This window comes from Pauljensenia sp. UMB6358, assembly GCF_030216865.1.
GTDB classification, from domain to species: domain Bacteria; phylum Actinomycetota; class Actinomycetes; order Actinomycetales; family Actinomycetaceae; genus Pauljensenia; species Pauljensenia turicensis_A.
Genome location: NZ_JASOMS010000003.1, coordinates 41,516 through 62,662, shown reverse-complemented (window position 1 = coordinate 62,662; position 21,147 = coordinate 41,516). Strand labels below are relative to the sequence as shown.

Below are 21,147 nucleotides of genomic sequence, written 5' to 3'. Positions count from 1 at the left end.
AAGGTGGAGCACAAACGGACAGTGCGGGTGCAGGCGTGACCTGATTGTGCGCACGCTGAACTTTAAGGGTGCGACTGTGACCAAGCAATCGCGGGCAAGTTTGCGCGCCCACAACGCACAATGCGACCCTGGATGTATGAGTTCTTCTGAGCGCGACATGACCGCCAGACCCGAAGGCGTATCTTCGTCGACTGGTGTGAAGCCACGGCGCGTTTCCACACTGTCGACCGTGATGGCGCTGGTTGCTGTCCTCACGATCTCACCCTCGATGCGCGTCGGAGCAACATCGCTCGGGCCTGTCCTGACTGGTGTCCAATCCACTTTTGGAGTGGGAGCGATGGCGGTTGGTCTGCTCTCCGCGTTGCCGTGTATTGTCTTTGCTCTCATTGGCGTACTGGCAGTTCCACTGTCAAAGCGCTTCGGACTGACGTGCGTCGTAACCGTCGCAATGGCCGTGACAACCATCGGCTTGGGTGTGCGTCCCCTCGTGTCGAACTACTGGGCGTTCCTCCTGCTCAGTGTTGCTGGACTTGCTGGTCCCGCCGTCGCTAATGTCATCGTGCCAGCGTGGATCAAACTGCACAAAGCTGGTCGCACGGTTCTGCTTCTGACGGTCTACGGTAGCGTTCTCCCGCTGGGTGGCGCGGCGGGTTCCTTCCTCAGCGCGCCGATTGGGGGGCCTGATTCATCCGGCTGGCGAACCGCGCTGTTCATCTGGGCACCGTGTGCACTGTTGGCAGTGTTCGTCTGGCTTCTCGTCTGGAAGAGTGTCGGTCGAGACACTCCGCCACTCGCTCACTCTTCTGGGCCCGTACCTGAGTCTTCTACGCTGCTGACAGGGGACGAGGCCCCCCAGTCGTCATCGCCCTCAGCTACCAACAGGCGGAGCCTGATGACGTCACCAACCGCCGTGGCGTTGATGGTCGCGTTTGGCCTTCAATCTTTGAATGCCTATGTTCAATTTGGTCAGCTTCCAACGATTCTCACAATGGTGGGAGTCGACCGAACAAGCGCAGCTGCGATGGTCGCAGCCATCAACCTGTGGACACTTGTTGGTGGCTTGATTATGCCGAAGATCGTTGACTCGGTGAAGAACTTGCCTCTTGTCTCTCTGCTCTTCGGGGTGCTGACTGCTTCCGGTTATCTCGGCCTCTTGCTTGCTCCAACCTTCTCTCCCTGGCTGTGGGTGACGCTGCTGTCGATCGGCGGCTTCATGTTCCCGCTCTGCGTCACTCTGATCCCTGCGCGCGCTCGCACTGCATCGATGACCGCGCGCCTGTCGGGTATGACTCAGCCTGGCGCATATATTGTCGCAGCATTCGGTCCGATCATTGTTGGCATGGTGCTTCAAGCAACCGATTCGACTACTCCTGTTCTGATCTTCCTGACGATCATGGCTCTCTTGATGGGCATCATTGGCATGCGAGCATCCGCTCCCGTATTCGTTGACGACGAAGTGTAAGAGCAGGCGGCCTCGTACCTGAACGGTGGCCGAATGACGCAAAAGTGGCTGGCATTTGCATCCGCCCAATCTCATAACGCACCAACATGCCACTCCTGATGGTGGTACAACGGAGAAAAGTGTTCGCGGGGAGGAATGACGATGCAAGGAAGCGTCGAAGAAGCAATCGACATTGCGCGCGGTGGTCGAATTCTGGCGGTGACTGGCGCGGGAATGTCCACCGACTCGTCCCTGCCGGATTATCGAGGCACCGGCTCAACCCCTACAACCCCAGTTGATGTCGACATGTTTACGTCCGACCCCGTGTGGTATCGCTGGCTCTGGTATCGCAATGAAGCGACGTGGAAAATCCTCGAAAACTGCCAGCCCAACGATGGGCATCGGGCGCTTGCCACGATGGAAGCATCCGGACATCTGCTGGGCGTCTCCACGCAGAACGTCGACCGGCTGGACGCGCGCGCTGGAACGCGTAACGTCTGGGAGCTCCACGGACGTTACGACACGGTTGAATGCCTGAGCTGTGGATCCGTCACGCCCCGCGCAGCATTGTCCGTGCGGTTGCGTGCGTTGAATCCGGACCTCGTCGAAGAAACCGATCCCGCGCACGTCGATATCACCCCCGATGCCCGTCGCGACTTAGCCGAAGTCTGCACGTTCACTCCCGTGTACTGTGAACGCTGTGGCGGAATGCTGAAGCCGTCCATCGTCATGTTCGGCGAAGGGCTGCCCGAGTCCGCGTTCGGTCCATCCCTCGATATGGCCGCGTCGTGCAATGTTGTGTTGGTCGCGGGCACGTCACTCGCCGTCTCCACCGGCTTGTGGGTTGTTCACGAGGCCATGCGTGCAGGTGCTGCCCTGATCGTAGTGAATAGGGGAGTGACAGCCGTGGATCGCTTCGCCGACGTTCGGATTGAGGCAGGCACGTCTGAGGTACTACCTCAGATTGCTAGTGCGCTCGCCGGCTGAACATATCGAGGCGTGGCAGGTTGCCCACGTTGTGCGCGGTTGAAGAACATCTCAGGTGTGACAGGGTGAAGGTAGCTGCTCGTTCTCTCGAGCACCACATGCGTGCAGTCGTTCAATCAATCGTTGACTCATATCCGAAAGAAAACACGTGTGCGAAGACAATCGCAGCACTGGTCGAGCTGAGACTCGGTTCTTCTTTGTCGACCGATGAGATCGCGTACCTGACACTTCATTGTGCACGCTTGTCGATGCCGACTCCGGCTCAGTGACGATGCTACGAAGCTGAGGCGACGTATTCTGCGCTAGTCATCACGAGGTGCAGAGTGGAAGGGGCCCCGAACCGTAACGGTTCGGGGCCCCTTCCTTCAGCTTAGAGACCTGAATCAGACGTCAGCCTTCTGAGCTTCAATCTGGCGGCGAGCAACGTCAACGCGCTCGCGGATGATGCGAACCAGAGCAGCGGACACCTCGGTGTGCGACGCGATCCACTCTTGCCCGGCAGCGACGATGTCCACGCCTTCGGCGTAGCCAGCAATGTCGGTCGGGAACATGAGGATCGCGATGTCCTCAGCAGTGTGGAATGTATTCTCTGCCCACACGCGTTCGATCAGGTTGAAGTAGTCGGCAACGAACTGAGTGTACAGAGCCGGGTTTGTGCGAGCCTGCGTCCAGAAGCCGGAAACCATAGCCCAGCGAGTGTCATTCGGGATCGACAGATCCGTCATGACCGCGTCGAAGACGTTGCGCTTGACGGTTGCGTCTTCCACGGCTGCGCGAGCACATGCTGCGTTCTGGTGGCCGGTCATCGTGCCATCTTCAGCTTCGAGAGCCACGATCTCTGCTTCGCCGGCAAGACCCAGGCGAACCAGTGCGATCAGCAGTACCCAACGGCAATCAAGGTCAAGATCGAGGCCTTCAAGAACCTTTTCACCTGCGAAGATTGCTCGGAGTTGCTCGCCTTGCTCGGCGGTGGTAGCACCGTGAGCGGCTGCGCGGATCAGTATGTTTTGTTCGTCTGATGCCGGAGCAGCTGCAACAGCAAGGTCCAGAAGTGCGCCACCAACTTTTTCGAGGGCAGCCTGACGCTCGGCCGGAGCAACAAAGGTACGAACTGCTTCTTCGATGTGACGGATCGTCAGCTGGAGCATCGACATATTCGTCTCACCCGGGATCGCCGCAAGAGCAAGATCCAAGTAGGAGCGTGCCGACATCTCACCATCGCGGGTCATATCCCATGCGGACGCCATGATGACGCCACGGGTCAGCGAATCGGTGATCGACGCAATGTTCTTTGTTGCGAACTCGAGGGACTCGGCGTCCATGCGGATCTTCGCGTATGCCAGGTCACCGTCGTTCAGCAGAATCAGCTGGGGACGAGCAAGGCCAGAGGCAGCAGGAACAACGGTGCGTGCGCCGTCAACATCGAGCTCTTGCCGGAAGACCTGCTTCAAAGAACCATCTTCAGTGGCCGAGTAACCGGCGACGGCCATGCGGTGCGGGCGCAACGAGGAACCTTCAGAGAAGGATTCCTGCACAACAGCGAGTTCGGAGATTGTGCCGTTGTCGTCGACGTTGATTTCGGGGCGGAGCAGGGTCACGCCTGCTTCTTCCAGCCAGACCTTCGACCATGCCTTGAGGTCACGGCCTGAAGCCTTCTCGAGTTCACCCAGAAGGTCGGTGAGCGTCGCGTTCGCGTAGGAATGAGCGGTCAGGTATTCGTGCAGACCGGTGAAGAATCCTTCGCGGCCAACGTAGGACACCAGCTGACGCAGAACGGATGCACCTTTTGCGTAGGTAATACCATCGAAGTTCACCTCAACGTCCGCGAGGTCACGGATTTCAGCTTTAATCGGATGAGTCGTGGGCAGCTGATCCTGCTTCAAGCCCCAGTCCTTGCGGAGCATGAAGCCTGTCCATGCATCGGTGAACTCGGTGCCCTCAGTGAGAGCCAGGTGGCTCATGAACTCAGCGAAGGATTCGTTCAGCCAGAGGTCGTTCCACCATTTCATCGTCACCAGGTCGCCGAACCACATGTGGGCGAGCTCGTGAAGAATCGTGTTGGCTCGGGTCTCAAGCTGAGCAGCAGTCGGGCGAGTACGGAACACGTAGGAATCGCGGAAGGTCACGCAGCCCGCGTTCTCCATTGCGCCAGCGTTGTATTCAGGAACGAAGATCTGATCGTACTTCGTGAAGGGGTAGGCGATGCCGTACTGCTTCTCGAAGAAAGCGAAGCCCTTGCGGGTCGTGTCAATGATGCGATCAGTGTCGAGGTGCTCGACCAGCGACGCGCGAGAGTACACGCCCAGATCAATTGTGCGACCGTCAGAGGACACCAGTGAATCGGTAACGCCTTTGTACGGGCCAGCAATAATCGCGGTGATGTACGTCGACATCTTTTCAGTTTCAGCGAAACGGTAGATCCACGTCGTGCCATCAACCTCGGGCTTAGGAGTCGGAGCATTCGAGAACACCAGCCAGCCAGCGGGAGCGCTGACGGTCAGAGTGAAGGTTGCCTTCAGATCAGGCTGCTCGAAGGTCGTGTAGACGCGGCGAGCATCCGGAACCTCAAACTGGGAGTAGCAGTAGTCTTCGCCGTCAGCCGGATCGGTGAAACGGTGCAGGCCTTCGCCGGTGTGCATGTACTGGCAGTCAGCTTCAACTTCAAGAACGTTGTGCTTAGCCAAATCGTCCAGCGCGATGCGGTGGTCAGTGTGAGCCTCGGTGGGGATTTCCTGACCATTCAGACGAATCGAACGGACGTTGTTTGAAACTAAGTCAGCGAAGGTCGAGGCGCCGGCGGTCGCATCGAACTCGATGCGCGTCGTGGAACCAAAATCAGTGGCGCCACGCGTCAGATCCAGCGTGATGTCGTAGTGGTGAACGGACAGGATCTCCGCGCGTGTCGCTGCTTCTTCGCGGGTAAGGTTCAATCCCGGCATGATGCCCTTTCAATTCAGAGGAACGTAAACAAAGAAATACTTGATCCTATCTTTTCACTGAACGACCTTTGACGCACATTTGACAATGAAAAAGCAAGCATGACCCGCCAGAGTGATCAGTCGTGAACGGGGAATAGTCCCAGACCGATGGCTGTTCGCCACGGTAGAAATGAAGCGGAGTTTTACCAGATGTGAACACGCTGTGAGGGATCAAGCCACATGTGATCGCCCTGACAGACATCGAAGGCCTCGTGGAACTGATCCATATTGCGTGCAATCTGATTGCATCTAAACTCTGCGGGCGAGTGAGGATCGATCGCCAGCATCTGCAGAGCAAACTCTGGGCGTGACGCGGTTCGCCACGCTCGTGCCCACGCGTAGAAGAAGCGTTGGGCTCCGCTCAGACCATCAATCACCGGGGCAGAATCAATAGTTAAGCCTTGTTCACTCAACGTGGCAACCCACGCATTCCATGCAATCGTCAGACCAGCAAGGTCGCCAATATTCTCGCCCAGGGTCAGTGCACCATTCACCGTTGGAACAGGTGAAGACTCTTCTTCCACCTGCGTATCTTCGCCGGCATCCAGATCATAGACCGCAAGTTGAGCCAAATCTAGGGGAGTGAGTGTGTCGTACTGTTCGACCAGTTTGCTCGTGATCTGCTCGAAGAGCTCGCGGTCGGTGTCACTCCACCAGTTTTCAAGGTTGCCCTGAGCGTCATACCGTGAGCCCTGGTCATCGAAGCCGTGCCCGATCTCGTGTCCGATAACTGCGCCGATTGCACCAAAGTTCACTGCATCGTCAGCTTCGGGATCGAAGAACGGTGGTTGCAAGATCGCGGCAGGGAAGACGATTTCATTCATCGCAGGGTGGTAATAAGCGTTCACCGTCTGAGGAGTCATCAGCCACTCGTCGCGGTCGACTGGCTCATCGAGCTTACGTAGTTCTCGCGTGGTCTCGAACTGGTAGGCCTTTGTCACGGCGTCAACCAGAGAATCACCCTGTTCAATGACGAGCCCCGACATGTCGCGCCACTTCGGTGGATACCCAATCTTCGGGCGGAAGGTTGCGAGCTTTTCAAGCGCCCGCTTCTTTGTCTCTTCGCCCATCCAGTCACATGTAGTGATTGCTTCGCCGTAGGCATTCAATAGCCCTTCGACCAACTGATCCATGCGTTCCTTGGACTCTGGCGGGAAGTGTCGTGACACCCAGATGCGCCCCAGCGATTCGCCGGCAACAGATTCAACGAGGCCGAGTGCACGCTTCCAACGAGGTCGCAGTTCCTGTGTGCCTGACAAGGTACGGCCATAGAAATCAAAGTTTTCTTCGACAAACTCCGAAGAAAGCAGACCGATCCGCGCATCCAGTACGGAGAGCTTTGACCAGATCTTCAGATCCTCGATCGGAGTCTGGCCCCAAATCTGCGCCGATCCGGCAAAGAAATCGGGTTGAGACACGCTGATCTGGGCCTCGTCCCCGATCTGCCAACCCAGGCCGCGCGCCCACGCATCCCAATTGAACCCAGGCGCACTGGCAACAAATTCGCGCCACGTCATCTGGTTATCAGACAGGAGGGGATTGCGGTTATCCACGGCACTGCGGTGATGCGAAGCAAAACGCGTTTCGAGATCCATAATCAGGCGCGCAACCCGGGCAGAGTTTTCACCAATACCGGCCAACGATGCGAGTTTCTCGAGGTGAGAAACGTAGGCATCGCGGATGGGTGCATATGAATCTTCGCGATAGTAGGCCTCGTCCGGAAGACCTATTCCGCCTTGGACAAAGGTCATAATGCGCGCATCGGAATTATGCGGATGCGTACCGCTGTAGGCCCCAAAGAAAGAATCGGCGCCACCGGCCATCAACGTGCCAGTCAATTCATCAAGTTCTTCGCGCGTAGTTACGTGATCGATGGCCTCGAAGAAGGGAAACAGGGGAGTAATGCCTGCTTCCTCAATCGCGTTTTCATCCATAAATGCACCCCAGAGGGTAGCAATAAGAGTGGCGTCCGTGTCATCAAGAGTGCCGGCAAGAGCATCGTTGCAAATATCCCGACCACGTTCTTCGGAAAGATCACGCAACGCGTGGAAAGCGCCGTCGATCGGCCGGTCAGCGGGGATTTCATGCGTTGCAATCCAGTGTCCATTGACGTGACGATAAAAATCGTCCTGCGCACGGACGTTGGAATCGATGTTTGCGGTTTCTAGGACTCGCGCCAGAATCTTTTCGCTCATGCGCTAACTGTATGGCAGAGCATGTAGATATCGCTTTGCGAAAACAGGGGAGTGGTCGGAGGGGCCATGTGCCCCCCCAGCTCTTTCCTGGCAGATCCGAGTGCGAATTCCGAATCATTCGTTATGTGAAAATCTGTCATTTCACACCTGAAAAGCGCAGGTTTCCGGCGTTTCTCTACGAATGGAAAATGAGGTACGCCTAAGTTGTGAACATTTGTGCATAGGGGTTGAACAATGCAATCAAATGAGGGGAGGCAAGGCACTATTGAAGAGGCGAAGGGGCTAGCTGTGTGCAAGCCCGAAGCGAAAATGTGAAGGGAACGAATGGTGAAGACGATCAACACTGACGTTGTCGTCATTGGCGGTGGTTCCACCGGAGCCGGTGTCGTCCGTGACGTTGCAATGCGAGGGTTTAGAACCGTCCTCGTTGAACGATTCGACATCGCACAAGGTACCTCTGGCCGCTTCCATGGACTGCTCCACTCTGGTGGACGCTACATCGCGTCCGACCCCGAGTCAGCAACCGAGTGTGCAGAAGAAAACGAAATCGTTAAGCGCATCAACTCAAACGCAGTTGAAGCAACCGGTGGCCTGTTCGTGGTTACCTCGCAAGACGACGAAGAATACGCAGATAAATTCCTCGAGCGCGCTGCCGCGGCAAAAGTGCCGGCACAGGAAATCAGCGTCGCCGAGGCACTGAAGCGTGAGCCTCGTCTTGACCCCAAGCTCAAGCGTGCATTCGAGGTCCTCGACGGCTCCGTCGACGGCTGGCAGATGGTCTGGGGCGCAATCCGTTCCGCAGAGGCTTACGGCGCACAGGTGATGACCTACAACAAGGTCACAAAGATCGAACGCGAAGGTGACCGCATCAGCGCAGTCATCGTCCACAACGTTCGCACCGGCGAAGACACTCGCATCGAATGTCAGTTCGTTTTGAACTGTGGTGGCCCCTGGGCCGGTCAGATTGCCGCGATGGCTGACTGTCACGGCGTTGACGTCGTCCCCGGCGCCGGCATCATGATTGCAATGAACTTCCGCCTGACCCAGACGGTGCTCAACCGCTGCATCTGGCCAGCCGACGGCGACATCATCGTTCCTGACCACCCGGTGTGCATCATCGGCACGACGGACCTCAAGGCAGACGACCCGGACAAGCTGACGATCCCCGCCGATCAGGTTCAGCAGATGTTCGATGCTGGCGAAGCAATGGTTCCCGGCTTCCGCAAGGCTCGCGCGGTTCACGCGTGGGCAGGTGCCCGACCGCTGGTCAAGGATTCGCGTGTTGCAGCAACCGACACGCGCCACATGGCTCGTGGCATGTCGGTCATCGACCATAATTCGCGTGACGGCGTCTACGGCATGCTTACCATCGCCGGTGGCAAGCTCACGACCTACCGTCTGATGGCAGAGCGCATCGTCGACATCATGTGTGAAGAAATGGGCGAGAAACGCGAGTGCAAGACCGCCGGTGAAGCAGTCCCGACCGCATCGCCGAAGCTCTACACCATCGGCCACCGCCTACACGACATCGAGCACAAGAACGTGGCCCCCAGCCACGATCAGATCATCTGCGAATGCGAACTGGTCACCCGCAAGATGCTCGAAGACACAATGGATGCTTTGCCGGGCGGTCAGCTTGATGACGTTCGTCGTCAGGTTCGCCTCGGCATGGGCCCCTGCCAGGGTGGCTTCTGCTCCCAGCGTGCAACCGGTATCGCTCACGAACGTGGAGATATCGATTCCGAGAAGGCAAACGAACTGTTCAAGACCTTCTTGAAGAACCGTTGGATTGGTCTATGGCCGATCACCTACGGCAAGCAGCTACGTCAGGCAGCGCTTGATAACTGGATTCATGAAGGCATGCTCGATGTCGAGCACCTGCCGATGGCGCAAGGCGAGCCTGGCGAGGAATTTGTCTTTCCTGCATCAGCTTCCGAGAATAAGGAGGACGCCCGATGAGAGACGCCGTTGTTATTGGCGCTGGCCTTGCCGGTCTTACCGCAGCTCTTTATCTTGCTCGCGGTGGCGCTTCGGTCACGGTTGTAACGAAGGGGCTTGGCGGTTTGCAGCTTGGCCAGGGCACCGTCGATATTCTCGGATACTCCGAGTCTCGCGTGGATGCTCCGATCGCTCAGATCTCCGAGCACATTTCCTCGCGTCCGACGCACCCGTACACGCACTTCACTCCCGAGTTCATTGCTCACAGCGCGAACTGGTTGAAGGATGTCCTGGGTCCTGACCTTTTGGTTGGCGATCCCGAAAAGAACGTTGTGCTTCCGACCGCGATCGGTGCGCTCCGTCCGACGAGCCTGTACCAGCCCTCGATGGAAGCGGGTATTCCTGCAGACGGAGCCTCGTACCTGATCGTCGGTCTGCGTCGACTGAAGGATTTCTACCCGACCCTCGCTGCCGAAAACCTCTCGCGCCAGACCACACCGAATGGTGAACCGATCAAGGCGCGTTCGTTGATCGTCGACGTCGAGATGCGTGCAGACGAGGCCGATACGACCGGTACGAACCATGCGCGCACATTGGATCGAGTCGAGAAGCGCACCAAGCTGGTTGAGGCCATCAAGCCTCACGTTCGCGAAGGTGAAATCATCGGCCTTCCCGCCGTGCTTGGTCTCGATGACCTGAACGCCTGGAAAGACATTGCTGACCAGCTCGGACACAAGGTCTTCGAGATCCCGATGCAACCGCCATCAATCCCCGGTATGCGTATGAACCAGGTCCTGACCGCTTTAGTGAAGGCTGAAGCGCGCTTCATTCTCGGGTCTGCCGTGAAGGGCATCGAAACTGACGGCCAGAATGTCACCGCCGTGACGATCGGGACCGCCGGTCACTCGACGCGCATCGAAACGAAGAATGTCATCCTCGCTGGTGGCGGTTTCGAATCCGGCGCACTCGATATGGATTCCTACGGGAAGGTCACCGAAACGATCCTCGGCCTGCCGGTTCTCGGCGCTGAGGGCCAGCTTCTCCACGGTGACTTCTGGGGTAGCGACCAGCCGATCTTCCTCGCCGGCCTTGACGTTGACGATGAGATGCACCCGCTGGACGCAGCCAAGAAGCCCGTCTACACCAACGTTTACGCAGCCGGCGGAAACCTGGCTGGCGCAACCCGTTGGCGCGAAAAGTCAGGTGAAGGCATTGCCCTTGCCTCCGCACTCCGCGCCGCCGATTCGATCCTTGGGAGCCTGAAGTGACCATCGAAGAAATGAACGTACTGTCCCTGACCGACGAAGACTTCGGTCTGCGCTCCACCCTCGACTCCTGCGTCAAGTGCACGATCTGTGAAACCCAGTGTCCGGTCATGCGCGTGACCGATCTGTTCCCGGGCCCGAAGTACTCCGGCCCGCAGGCAGAGCGCTACCGCAAGGCAGGGCAGATCGTCGATTCGTCGATCGATTACTGCTCGTCGTGCGGCACTTGCACGCTGGTCTGTCCGCAGGGCGTGAAGGTCACCGAGATGATCCACCACGCTCGCACCGACATGAAGAAGGAAAAGGGCATTCCGCTTCGCGATCACCTGATTGGTCGTACCGGTTTCATCGGTACCGTCATGACCCCGGTTGCTCCGATCGCGAACTGGGCGCTCGATGTTAAGCCGATCCGTATTGCCATGGAAAAAGTCATCGGCGTTCACCGCAGCGCACCGATGCCGAAGGCTGCCGGTCGCACCTTCGAAGGCTGGTTCAAGAAGCACACGCCGCTGGAAGGTTCTGGCCGCAAGGGCCAGGTCATCTTCTTCCACGGTTGCGCAGGCCAGTACTTCGAGGTCGAAACGTCGATCCACTCGGTCCAGGTTCTCGAGTACCTCGGGTACGAGGTTCTGGTTCCGCCACACGGTTGCTGTGGTTTGGCATTGCAGTCGAACGGCCTGTACGACGAGTCCCGCAAGTACGTCTCGAAGCTGACAAACGATCTGCGCAAGGCCAACCGCAACGCGCCGATTATCTCCGCTTCCGGTTCGTGCGCGGGCATGCTCCGCCATGAGGCAAACGAGATCCTCGAGATGGATACTCCGGAGCTGAAGGACGTGGGCTCGCGTATGTGGGACATTTGCGAATTCCTCATGCACCTGCACGAAAAGGGCGAGTTGGATCTGAACTTCCAGCCGATGGACATCACCATCCCTTACCACGCACCATGCCAGCTGAAGTCTCAGGGTCTCGGCCTTCCGGCTGTCGAACTGATGGAACTGATCCCCGGTGTGAAGGTCAAGGAATCGAACCAGCCTTGTTGCGGTATTGCTGGTACCTACGGCATGAAAAAGGAAAAGTACGACATTGCCCAGGCAGTCGGAAAGCCTGTCTTCGACTTCATCAAGCAGGTCAACGTTGAACTGGCCGCGTGCGACACGGAAACGTGCCGTTGGCAGTTGCGCACCGCAACGGGTGCGAACGTTGTTCACCCGATCTGGCTGATCCACAAGGCGTACGGCTTGCATAGCTGAACGTTGAATACAGGCGAGTGAGGCGGTGCGAACCCACGTGGTTCGCACCGCCTCACTGCAATCAGGGCTTAATTTCCTTCAGATACGGCACCGTTTCTTCGTAGCGACGATACGATGAAAGACCACACGACGCTAAGGAGGAGTCATGCCCCCCGTTTTGTCCGATCCTCGCAGACAACGCGAAAGCCATTAGTCGCCACCGCCCTTGTAGCGATAACAAGTCTGCTTTTAGCCGGTTGCGCAAGCTCAACGATGAGTTCTGACTCCAGTGGGGCGCCCGTGGGTCAGAATTACGAGTATGGCACCTCTTCGAGCGAGGCGAGTAACTCAGACTCTGACTCTTCGTATGACTCGAACAGAGAATCGCAAGGAACAACGGTTGAAGCTCAAGTGATCGTCACCGGTAATATGAGCCTCGATGTTGCTGATCCCGCTGAAGCGTTAGCTCATGCCTCCACTATCGTCACTGAAGCGGGTGGCTCAGTTGCTCATTCTTCCCTGAAGGGAGAATCGGATTCACCGTGGGGCAACGCAACATTCAAGATCCCAGCAAATAGCTTCGAAGAAACTCGTCAGAAGCTTGCAGAATTGGGGAAGGTCACTGATCAATCGACTGATACTGCCGATGCGGGGGCTGAAGTCGCTGACCTTGACGCTCGCATCACAGCGTTGAAAGCATCCATCGCCCGCCTTACCACTTTGATCGATCAGGCAGAGACTACATCGGATCTCTTGGAAGCAGAACGCGAACTCACAAGTCGTCAGGAAGAACTCGACAGTCTGAAAGCGCAGCGCGCCTGGTATTCCGACCAAGTGTCGTATTCAACTCTTGAGGTTTCTTTCCATTCGACAGCGATCACTCCGGTTCCCTCAAGCTCGGCATGGGAAGAATCCTGGCAGGCGTTCTCTCAGGGAATCGCAGGACTTGTGTATGGACTGATCATGTTCGTCCCGTGGCTTATCGTGATTATTCCGATCACGCTATTTTTCGTGTGGCTATATCGCCGTAGAAGGGCTCGCCGGCGCGCGCGAGGGGAGGCAACGCCTACCATGTCTACGGAAACTGAGCCCGAGGCTCAGGGGGATCCCGTTGCTCAGGCAACGAATACGCTGGTCGCACGCAACATGTGACCGGGCAGACTAACCGCTGATGTTGAACTCTCGCCGGAGGGATGTGAGGGACAAGCCACGTGGGCTGGCTCGGCTCTCAGTCGTAATTTCAGCTACGATAAACACCAACGTTGATCCGGCCTGCGCTACACGGCGCGGGGTATCACCGGGGAGTTTTCGGAAGAACCGGGCGCGCTCGCAGTGCGCCCACAGTAGAACCGAACGGGTGAGCCCGTTACAGCGAATAAAAGAAGCGGCTTTGCTCCTGCGGCGCGCACGCATCGGGGTGGTAGAGCAAGCGGGGTGGTACCGCGGGTCCCAGTGAAGCTGGTCCTCGTCCCTGTGAATCGAACAGACGAGGACAACAATGACGAAGCACGGCTTTTACCCGCGTCACCGCGACAACGAGGTGGACGCAAGCCCGTCCTTCCCGCAGATGGAAGGCGAAACCCTGGCCTTTTGGGCCGATAACGATACCTTCCGTAAGTCCATTGAGGCGCGCCCTGCTGGCGAAGGCGGTCAGAACGAGTTCGTGTTCTACGACGGCCCACCCTTTGCCAACGGACTTCCGCACTACGGTCACCTTCTGACCGGCTACGTCAAGGACGTTGTTGGTCGCTACCAGACAATGCTCGGCCACCGCGTTGAACGCCGTTTCGGCTGGGACACGCACGGTCTGCCCGCTGAACTCGAGGCGCAGCGTATCCTCGGCATCGAAGATGTCACTGAGATCACCCGCGAAGGTGGCCTCGGCATCGAGAAGTTCAACGAGGCCTGCCGTTCGTCTGTTCTTCGTTACACGAACGAGTGGGAAGACTATGTCACCCGCCAGGCTCGCTGGGTTGACTTCTCCGACGACTACAAGACGCTCGACCCGAACTACATGGAGTCGGTCATCTGGGCATTCAAGACTCTCTATGACAAGGATCTTGCCTACCAGGGCCACCGCGTTCTGCCGTACTGCTGGCACGACCGCACCCCGCTGTCCAACCATGAGCTCAAGATGGATGACGATGTCTACCAGGATCGTCAAGACAACACGGTCACCGTTGGTATGCGCCTCGAAGAGCCTCTTGTTGAGGGCTCTGACAAGGGTGAACTGGTCCTGATCTGGACTACGACCCCGTGGACCTTGCCGTCGAACGAAGCTGTCGCCGTTGGCCCGACCATCGACTACGTGGTCGTGCGCGTTCCGGCTGACCTCGAGTCCCCGGTTGCCGGCCAGGATGTCGTTGTCGCTCAGGGGCGTCTTGGCGCATACGCGAAGGAACTGGGCGAAGAACCGCAGATCGTGAAGACCTTCAAGGGGAGCGAGCTTGCGGGCAAGCATTACTTCCCGATCTTCGACTATTTCGACAACGCCGATCACCGCGCCAAGGGTGCGGCTCCCGGCCCGGACGGCTGGACGATCATCCCCGGCGATTACGTGTCGACGGAAGACGGCACCGGCCTGGTCCACATCGCACCCGCATTCGGTGAAGACGACATGTTCGTCTGCCAGGAACGCGGAATCCTACCGGTCATCCCGGTGGATGAAGGCGGTTGCTTCACGTCTGAAGTTCCCGACTACCAGGGCATGCAGGTGTTCGATGCGAATAAGCCGATCACCGTTGACCTGCGCGATGGTACTGGTCCGCTGGCCCGCGTTCCCGAAGAAAAGCGTGCCGTTCTGGTTCAGCAGAAGTCGTATGTTCACTCCTACCCGCACTGCTGGCGTTGCCGTAAGCCACTGATCTACAAGGCTGTGTCCTCGTGGTTCGTGCGCGTCAGCGCTATCCGTGATCGCATGGTCGAACTCAACCAAGAGATCACCTGGGTTCCTGAGCACACCAAAGACGGCATCTTCGGAAACTGGCTTGCCGGCGCTCGCGACTGGTCGATCTCGCGTAACCGCTTCTGGGGTGCGCCGATCCCGGTCTGGCGTTCAGATGACCCGAACTACCCGCGTGAAGACGTCTACGGTTCCTTTAAGGAACTTGAGTGCGACTTCGGCGTGAAGGTGGATAACCTGCACCGCCCGTTCATCGATCAGCTGGTTCGCCCGAACCCGGATGATCCGACGGGCAAGTCGATGATGCGCCGTATCCCGGACGTTCTCGACTGCTGGTTCGAGTCTGGTTCTATGCCGTACGCGCAGGTTCACTACCCGTTCGAGAACCAGGAATGGTTCGAGTCGCACTACCCGGGCGACTTCATCGTCGAGTACATCGGCCAGACGCGTGGCTGGTTTTACACCCTGCACGTCCTGGCGACCGCTCTGTTCGACCGCCCGGCGTTCACGAACGTTGTCTCGCATGGCATCGTTCTGGGTGATGACGGCCGCAAGATGAGCAAGTCCCTGCGCAACTATCCGGACGTCAACGGCGTGTTCGACACCTACGGTTCGGATGCGATGCGTTGGTTCCTCATGAGCTCGCCTGTCGTCCGCGGTGGCAACCTCATAGTGACCGACACGGGTATCCGTGACACGGTTCGCCAGGTGCTACTGCCGATCTGGAATACCTACTACTTCTTCACTCTGTACGCGGGGGCAGCGAATGGGGGCAAGGGGTACGAGGCCACGGCCTGGGACCTCAACGACAAAGCGGTGGTTTCCAGCTTGTCGAAGATGGACCGCTACCTGCTGGCACGCACGCGCTCGCTCGCAGCCGATGTCAAGGCTGACTTGGATTGGTATGACATCGCGAAGGCATGCGAGCACGTCCGCGATTACCTGGATGTTCTGACGAACTGGTACGTGCGTACTCAGCGCCAGCGTTTCTGGGAGGAGGATTCGGCTGCGTTCAACACGCTGTACACCGCTCTTGTCCGTCTGTCTGAGATTGCAGCTCCGTTACTCCCGTTGCTCAGCGAGGAAATCTGGCGCGGTCTGACCGGTGGTGAGTCTGTCCACCTGGTTGACTTCCCGGTGATCTCGGATCTGGTTGCTGACGACGCACTGGTGTCCGCAATGGACGAGGTCCGCGACGTTGTGTCGACGGCACACGCCCTGCGTAAGAACCATCACCTGCGCGTTCGTCAGCCACTTGCCGGCATGACGATCGTCTCTGAGCAGGCGGGTGCGCTCGGCCAGTTCGCTGACCTTGTTGCATCCGAGGTCAACGTCAAGGACGTTCGCTTCCGAACGCCGGAAGAATCCGGTTTGCGTGCGAACATCGAACTGTCGCTGAACCCGCGCGCCTTTGCTCCCGAGCTCCGTAAGCTGACGTCTTTGCTGTTCAAGGCGCAGAAGTCGGGCGAGTGGACCGTGAACGAAGACGGTAGCTGTGTTTTTGCGACCGTCCAGCTTAATGGCCAGCCGGTTGTTCTGACCGGCGAGCAGTTCTTAGTGGCCACCACCGTGGACGCTGAAGAAGGCCAGGCGGCGGACGTCATGAGCAATGGCACGGTGGTCCTGCTTGATACAGAGCTGACCGCGGAGCTGGAAGCTGAAGGCTACGCACGTGACGTGATCCGCGCCGTGCAGGATGAGCGTAAGAACGCCGGCCTGCATATTGCTGACCGCATCACGCTGAACCTCGTTGTTCCTACTGATCGCGTGGACGCCGTGAACGCGCACACTGAAATGATCGCCCACGAAACGCTCGCCCTTCAGGTGAACGTGGAAGCCGGCGAGAAGCTCACGGTGAGCGTCGCAAAGCACTGATCATTTGATCGCGTGACTCGGGGCTGGGATCACATCACTACGAAGTGCTCCCAGCCCCGAACCGTATAAAATAGGCGGGTCGCTTTTTAACTGCGCGCACTTTCGATGCGCCGGGCAACATGTGCTCTGGAGGCCCTCATGTCGAACGATCACTCCGCATTCTTTGGCGATAGCGAGGAAGAAGCGGTTGCAGGCTCAATCCCTGCGGATCTGATTCCCTACCTTGAAGCGGCTGACGAGCCCGATGAGGTGGCATTGACTGACGTAACGGATCACGGGCAAGATGCCGAAGAGGCTGAACTGCAAACTGCTCTGCGGAACCTCGTCGAATCCTCCTTGCTACTTGGCCCCGATCCTTCGATTCTCGCAGAACTGGAAGGCGATATCGACGAAGACTTTGCCGACGACGCCGAGGCAGCGCGCGCAGAACACGAAGAAGCTCTCGCGAAGGCTGCAGATTCGGTTGAGCTGGATGCTACGGTGGCTCAGATCTACGAATCAATCGTCGAGCGCGCACCCGAACACGACATTGAGCCGAGCTTGGATCGCATCCGGATGCTGCTCGATATCCTGGGCGATCCGCAGAATACATTCCCGACCGTGCACATTACGGGTACGAACGGCAAGACATCGACCGCACGCATGATCGATGCGGTGCTGACTGCGTTCGGCGTGCGCGTCGGACGATTTACGTCTCCGCATTTGATTGATGTGCGTGAGCGAATAAGTATCGAAGGCATACCAATTTCCCGCGAAGCCTTTATCGCAGCCTGGAACGATATCGCGCCCTACGTCGAGATGGTCGACACGAAGTCGGTTGCTGCCGGAGGAGTACGCCTGTCGTTTTTTGAGGTCTTTACTGCTCTAGCGTTGGCAGCGTTTGCGGACCACCCGGTCGATGCTGGCGTCATCGAGGTCGGCATGGGTGGAACGTGGGATGCCACGAACCTCATTGAGGCCGGCGTTTCTGTGATCATGCCGATCGATCTGGATCATACGAAGTGGCTGGGCTCCACGATCCGTGAAATCGCAGAAGAAAAGGCCGGGATTATCAAGCCCGGTCAGATTGTCGTGATCGCCGAGCAACCCGAAGAAGCACTAGAGGTCCTATTGGACCGCGCCCGCGAAGTTGATGCGATCGTCCGCCTTGAAGGCCGAGACTTCGAGCTCCTTGATCGCCAGATGGGCGTTGGTGGTCAGCTGGTTACTGTCCGCACTCCTTCCGCCACCTATACTGACGTTTTCGTTCCGCTCTTTGGCGAGCATCAGGCCCACAACGCGGCGGCAGCTCTGGTTGGAGTCGAAGCGTTCATGGGCGGTCGCGCCTTGGATGCGAAGATCGTCGAAAATGGCATGATGACGGCGACTTCACCGGGACGCCTGCAGGTTGTGCGCACATCCCCGACAATTCTTGTCGACGCTGCACATAATCCCGCAGGTGCTCGCGTCCTTGCCGATGCTCTTGACGATTCCTTCGCATTCGCTCACGTTGTCGGCGTCTATTCGGCGATGGGAGACAAGGACATCGAGTCCGTTCTGGCCGAAATGGAACCGCATCTGGATTCGATTGTCATCACCGAAATGCCCGGCGAACGTGCTGCGAATATCCAACAATTGCGCGAAATTGCAATCGATGTCTTTGGTGAAGACAGGGTGGAAGTACGCGACAATCTTGGCGAAGCGGTCGACCGTGCGGCGACCCTTGCTGAAGTCACCACTGACCCCGCAGACAAATGCGGCGTGGTCGTCTTTGGCTCGGTCGTTCTTGCAGGCCACATGCTTGATCTTGCTGGCATTCGTCCATAGAGGTCAGTGAGCCGTCTTTTTGCTAGTCGAGTAGCAAAAGTCGTGGCACCATAGTCCCAGAGCATGACCGCTCTGTTTTGATGCAAGGAGGCACGATGAAGAAGCTGGTCAATGACGTCCACAACGTCGTCAAGGAAACCCTCGAAGGGTTTGCTCTGGCGCATGCGGATATGGTGGAGGTTCACCTCGATCCCGATTTCGTTACCCGCGCAACCCCGAAGGATAACGGCAAGGTCGGTCTGGTTTCCGGTGGTGGCTCTGGTCACGAACCGTTGCACGCAGGCTTTGTCGGCCTGGGCATGCTGGATGCTGCCGTTCCTGGCGCCGTTTTCACGTCCCCGACCCCGGATCCGATCCTCGAAGCCACAAAGGCTGCCGATCGCGGTGCAGGCGTCCTGCACATCGTGAAGAACTATACCGGCGACGTCCTCAACTTCGAGACCGCCGCCGAAATGGCTGAAATGGAAGACATCGAGGTCCGTTCCGTTGTCGTCAATGATGACGTCGCGGTCGAAGACTCGCTGTACACCGCAGGCCGTCGTGGTGTTGCCGGCACCGTCTTTGTTGAGAAGCTTGCCGGTGCAGCCGCAGAACGTGGCGACGACCTTGACAAGGTCACCGAAATCGCTCAGCGTGTGAACGACGAGATGCGTTCCATGGGCCTCGCACTTGGCCCGTGCACGGTTCCTCACGCAGGCACCCCCTCCTTCGATCTTGGCGAAGACGAGATCGAGCTCGGCATCGGTATCCACGGTGAACCCGGTTACCGTCGTGGCAAGATGGAAACCGCTGACGCACTGGTGGAAGAGCTCTATATCAAGGTTCGTGATGACCTGAAGCTTGAAAAGGGCCAGCGTGTGATCACCCTGGTCAACGGAATGGGTGGCACACCTTCGTCCGAGCTCTACATTTGCCATCGTCGACTGGCTCAGCTGCTGGAAGCAGACGGCATTAAGATTGCTCGCACAATGGTGGGCAACTACGTGACCAGCCTTGAAATGCCTGGCGTTTCTGTCTCCCTGCTCCGCGTGGATGACGAAATGCTTGAACTGTTCGATGCGCCGGTGGCAACACCGGCATGGAAGTGAGGGACTAGATGGCGCTAGATACTGCATGGGCAATGCGCTGGATTGCGCTTACTCGCGTAGAGATTGGTGCTCAGCGTGAATACTTGATCGATCTGGACCGCCAGATCGGCGACGGTGATCATGGTGAGAACCTCGATCGTGGGTTCGGCAAGGTCATGGAAGCCTTCGAAGCAACGCCTCCGACTAGCGTTCAGGACTGCCTGAAGATCGTTGCGAAGACTCTGATGTCGACGGTCGGTGGGGCTGCTGGTCCTCTGTACGGAACAGCTTTCCTGCGCGCAGCAAAGGTTGCTGTCGACGAACCTCTGACCGCTGAAGCTGTTGCTGCCCTGATCGGCGGTGCTCTCGCTGGCATTCAGGCTCGTGGCAAGGCAGAGCGTGGCGAGAAGACCATGGTCGATGCCTGGGGTCCGGCGTATGACGCAGCTAAGGCTGCTGCAGAATCTGGCGCCACACCTGAACAGGTTCTGGCGGTTGCTTCCGAGGCCGCTCATAAGGGTGCTCTTGCCACTGAACCTCTTCAGGCAACCAAGGGTCGTGCTTCCTACCTGGGAGAGCGTTCCAAGGGACATCTTGATCCGGGTGCTATGTCGTCCGCGATCATCCTTGCGAAGGCGCTTGAAGCAGCTGAGGAGGAATGATGGCGCGCGTTGCATTTGTCATCGCAAGCCATTCGGATCTTCTGGCTCGTGGCGTAGTCGAACTTGCCCGGCAGATGGCTCCCGAGGTTTTCTTCCAAGCCGCGGGTGGTACTGATGAGGGCGGGATCGGTACATCCTTCGACAAGATTGATGCTGCTGTCAGCGCCTGCCTCGATGAGGTTGGCGATGGCGATGGTGCAGGTGTCTTGATCCTGACAGATCTTGGTTCAGCCACGATGACGGTTGAATCGGTTCTGGATTTTGCTGACGATCCCGATCATCTGAAGTTCATTGAAGCTCCGCTTGTTGAGGGTGCTGTCGCGGCTGCGGTGCGCGCTCAATTGGGTGATTGCCTGAATGACGTTGCCGATGCTGCGCGTAATGCGATCGGACCAATGATCGAGCTTCACTCTATGCATCAGGATCGCCAGACTTCTTCAGCTCCAACCGATGGTGTCACGGACACGGCAGTTGTTGCTGATCCGGTTGGTCTGCATGCTCGTCCGGCAGCTCTTCTGGCTCGTCTTGCAGCCACATTTGATGCCGAGATTCTTGTGAATGGAACAGATGCCGCTTCCGTTCTTGAAATCATGGCTCTCGGTGTGAAGCAGGGCGAAACGGTTGAACTGCGGGCTACTGGTCCGCAGGCAGCTGAGAGCATTGTTGCTCTCAAAGAGATGATCGAAAACGCTTCGTGATGCGGTGTGGCTGTGGTGGATATTCATCCGAGTACCGCCACAGCCACGTCGTGTGAACGATGATGCGATCATCGGTTACGATATTGATTCCTTGAACAACG

Annotated in this window: 14 protein-coding genes; 12 read left to right on the top strand and 2 right to left on the bottom strand. The window is 57.9% G+C overall.

What is annotated here, in order from left to right; translation table 11 throughout:
- Positions 1-136 precede the first annotated feature (136 nt).
- The 3 genes from QP381_RS03135 (at position 137) to QP381_RS03125 (ending at position 2,697) form a co-directional block, all read left to right on the top strand.
- A complete protein-coding gene (locus QP381_RS03135) occupies positions 137-1,462 on the top strand; it encodes an MFS transporter (protein ID WP_103633600.1) in 1,326 nt (441 codons plus the stop codon).
- 141 nt (positions 1,463-1,603) lie between these two features.
- Positions 1,604-2,428, top strand: a complete 825-nt coding sequence (locus tag QP381_RS03130) for a Sir2 family NAD-dependent protein deacetylase (protein ID WP_103633601.1) — start codon at positions 1,604-1,606, stop codon at positions 2,426-2,428.
- A gap of 65 nt (positions 2,429-2,493) precedes the next feature.
- Positions 2,494-2,697, top strand: a complete 204-nt coding sequence (locus QP381_RS03125) for a PRD domain-containing protein (RefSeq protein WP_219811058.1) — start codon at positions 2,494-2,496, stop codon at positions 2,695-2,697.
- Positions 2,698-2,811: 114 nt separating this feature from the next.
- On the opposite strand, the gene pepN is transcribed toward QP381_RS03125, so the two are convergent.
- The gene (gene pepN / locus QP381_RS03120) at positions 2,812-5,367 is read right to left on the bottom strand and encodes an aminopeptidase N (protein WP_219585792.1); all 2,556 of its coding nucleotides are present in this window, start codon (positions 5,365-5,367) and stop codon (positions 2,812-2,814) included.
- A gap of 182 nt (positions 5,368-5,549) precedes the next feature.
- Positions 5,550-7,601 (bottom strand): M13 family metallopeptidase, encoded by a 2,052-nt coding sequence (locus tag QP381_RS03115; RefSeq protein ID WP_219585793.1) that lies wholly within the window; start codon positions 7,599-7,601, stop codon positions 5,550-5,552.
- Between the two features lie 327 nt (positions 7,602-7,928).
- Here QP381_RS03115 and glpA point away from each other — a divergent pair, with 327 nt between their 5' ends.
- The 9 genes from glpA (at position 7,929) to dhaM (ending at position 21,046) form a co-directional block, all read left to right on the top strand.
- Positions 7,929-9,560, top strand: a complete 1,632-nt coding sequence (gene glpA / locus QP381_RS03110; RefSeq protein ID WP_285067863.1) for an anaerobic glycerol-3-phosphate dehydrogenase subunit GlpA — start codon at positions 7,929-7,931, stop codon at positions 9,558-9,560.
- Positions 9,557-10,807, top strand: coding sequence for a glycerol-3-phosphate dehydrogenase subunit GlpB (glpB, locus tag QP381_RS03105; protein ID WP_103633604.1), 1,251 nt, complete (start codon positions 9,557-9,559; stop codon positions 10,805-10,807). Before glpA ends, glpB begins: the two co-directional genes overlap by 4 nt.
- Before the next feature lie 11 nt (positions 10,808-10,818).
- Positions 10,819-12,057: an anaerobic glycerol-3-phosphate dehydrogenase subunit C gene (locus tag QP381_RS03100; protein ID WP_103633642.1), complete on the top strand. Its 1,239-nt coding sequence runs from the start codon at positions 10,819-10,821 to the stop codon at positions 12,055-12,057.
- A 279-nt stretch (positions 12,058-12,336) separates the two neighbouring features.
- Entirely contained in the window at positions 12,337-13,188 is an 852-nt protein-coding gene (locus QP381_RS03095; protein ID WP_285067783.1) for a DUF4349 domain-containing protein, read from the top strand.
- A 346-nt stretch (positions 13,189-13,534) separates the two neighbouring features.
- Positions 13,535-16,813 carry an isoleucine--tRNA ligase gene (ileS, locus tag QP381_RS03090; RefSeq protein WP_285067780.1) on the top strand — a complete coding sequence of 1,093 codons (3,279 nt, stop codon included), beginning with the start codon at positions 13,535-13,537 and terminating at the stop codon, positions 16,811-16,813.
- A gap of 138 nt (positions 16,814-16,951) precedes the next feature.
- A complete protein-coding gene (locus QP381_RS03085) occupies positions 16,952-18,619 on the top strand; it encodes a bifunctional folylpolyglutamate synthase/dihydrofolate synthase (protein ID WP_103633607.1) in 1,668 nt (555 codons plus the stop codon).
- A 95-nt stretch (positions 18,620-18,714) separates the two neighbouring features.
- Complete coding sequence (gene dhaK, locus QP381_RS03080) at positions 18,715-19,707, top strand: dihydroxyacetone kinase subunit DhaK (protein WP_103633608.1); 993 nt, start codon at positions 18,715-18,717, stop codon at positions 19,705-19,707.
- An 8-nt stretch (positions 19,708-19,715) separates the two neighbouring features.
- Positions 19,716-20,348, top strand: a complete 633-nt coding sequence (dhaL, locus tag QP381_RS03075) for a dihydroxyacetone kinase subunit DhaL (RefSeq protein ID WP_103633609.1) — start codon at positions 19,716-19,718, stop codon at positions 20,346-20,348.
- The gene (gene dhaM, locus QP381_RS03070) at positions 20,345-21,046 is read left to right on the top strand and encodes a dihydroxyacetone kinase phosphoryl donor subunit DhaM (RefSeq protein WP_040318674.1); all 702 of its coding nucleotides are present in this window, start codon (positions 20,345-20,347) and stop codon (positions 21,044-21,046) included. Before dhaL ends, dhaM begins: the two co-directional genes overlap by 4 nt.
- Positions 21,047-21,147: the final 101 nt, after the last annotated feature.

Excerpts from the sequence above, each read along its gene's own strand:
- glpB (WP_103633604.1), top strand. The coding sequence starts at position 9,557 with ATGAGAGACGCCGTTGTTATTGGCGCTGGCCTTGCCGGTCTTACCGCA.
- QP381_RS03115 (WP_219585793.1), bottom strand. The coding sequence starts at position 7,601 with ATGAGCGAAAAGATTCTGGCGCGAGTCCTAGAAACCGCAAACATCGAT.
- QP381_RS03130 (WP_103633601.1), top strand. The coding sequence starts at position 1,604 with ATGCAAGGAAGCGTCGAAGAAGCAATCGACATTGCGCGCGGTGGTCGA.
- pepN (WP_219585792.1), bottom strand. The coding sequence starts at position 5,367 with ATGCCGGGATTGAACCTTACCCGCGAAGAAGCAGCGACACGCGCGGAG.
- dhaM (WP_040318674.1), top strand. The coding sequence starts at position 20,345 with ATGATGGCGCGCGTTGCATTTGTCATCGCAAGCCATTCGGATCTTCTG.
- dhaK (WP_103633608.1), top strand. The coding sequence starts at position 18,715 with ATGAAGAAGCTGGTCAATGACGTCCACAACGTCGTCAAGGAAACCCTC.
- QP381_RS03100 (WP_103633642.1), top strand. The coding sequence starts at position 10,819 with ATGAACGTACTGTCCCTGACCGACGAAGACTTCGGTCTGCGCTCCACC.
- QP381_RS03135 (WP_103633600.1), top strand. The coding sequence starts at position 137 with ATGAGTTCTTCTGAGCGCGACATGACCGCCAGACCCGAAGGCGTATCT.
- dhaL (WP_103633609.1), top strand. The coding sequence starts at position 19,716 with ATGGCGCTAGATACTGCATGGGCAATGCGCTGGATTGCGCTTACTCGC.
- QP381_RS03085 (WP_103633607.1), top strand. The coding sequence starts at position 16,952 with ATGTCGAACGATCACTCCGCATTCTTTGGCGATAGCGAGGAAGAAGCG.
- ileS (WP_285067780.1), top strand. The coding sequence starts at position 13,535 with ATGACGAAGCACGGCTTTTACCCGCGTCACCGCGACAACGAGGTGGAC.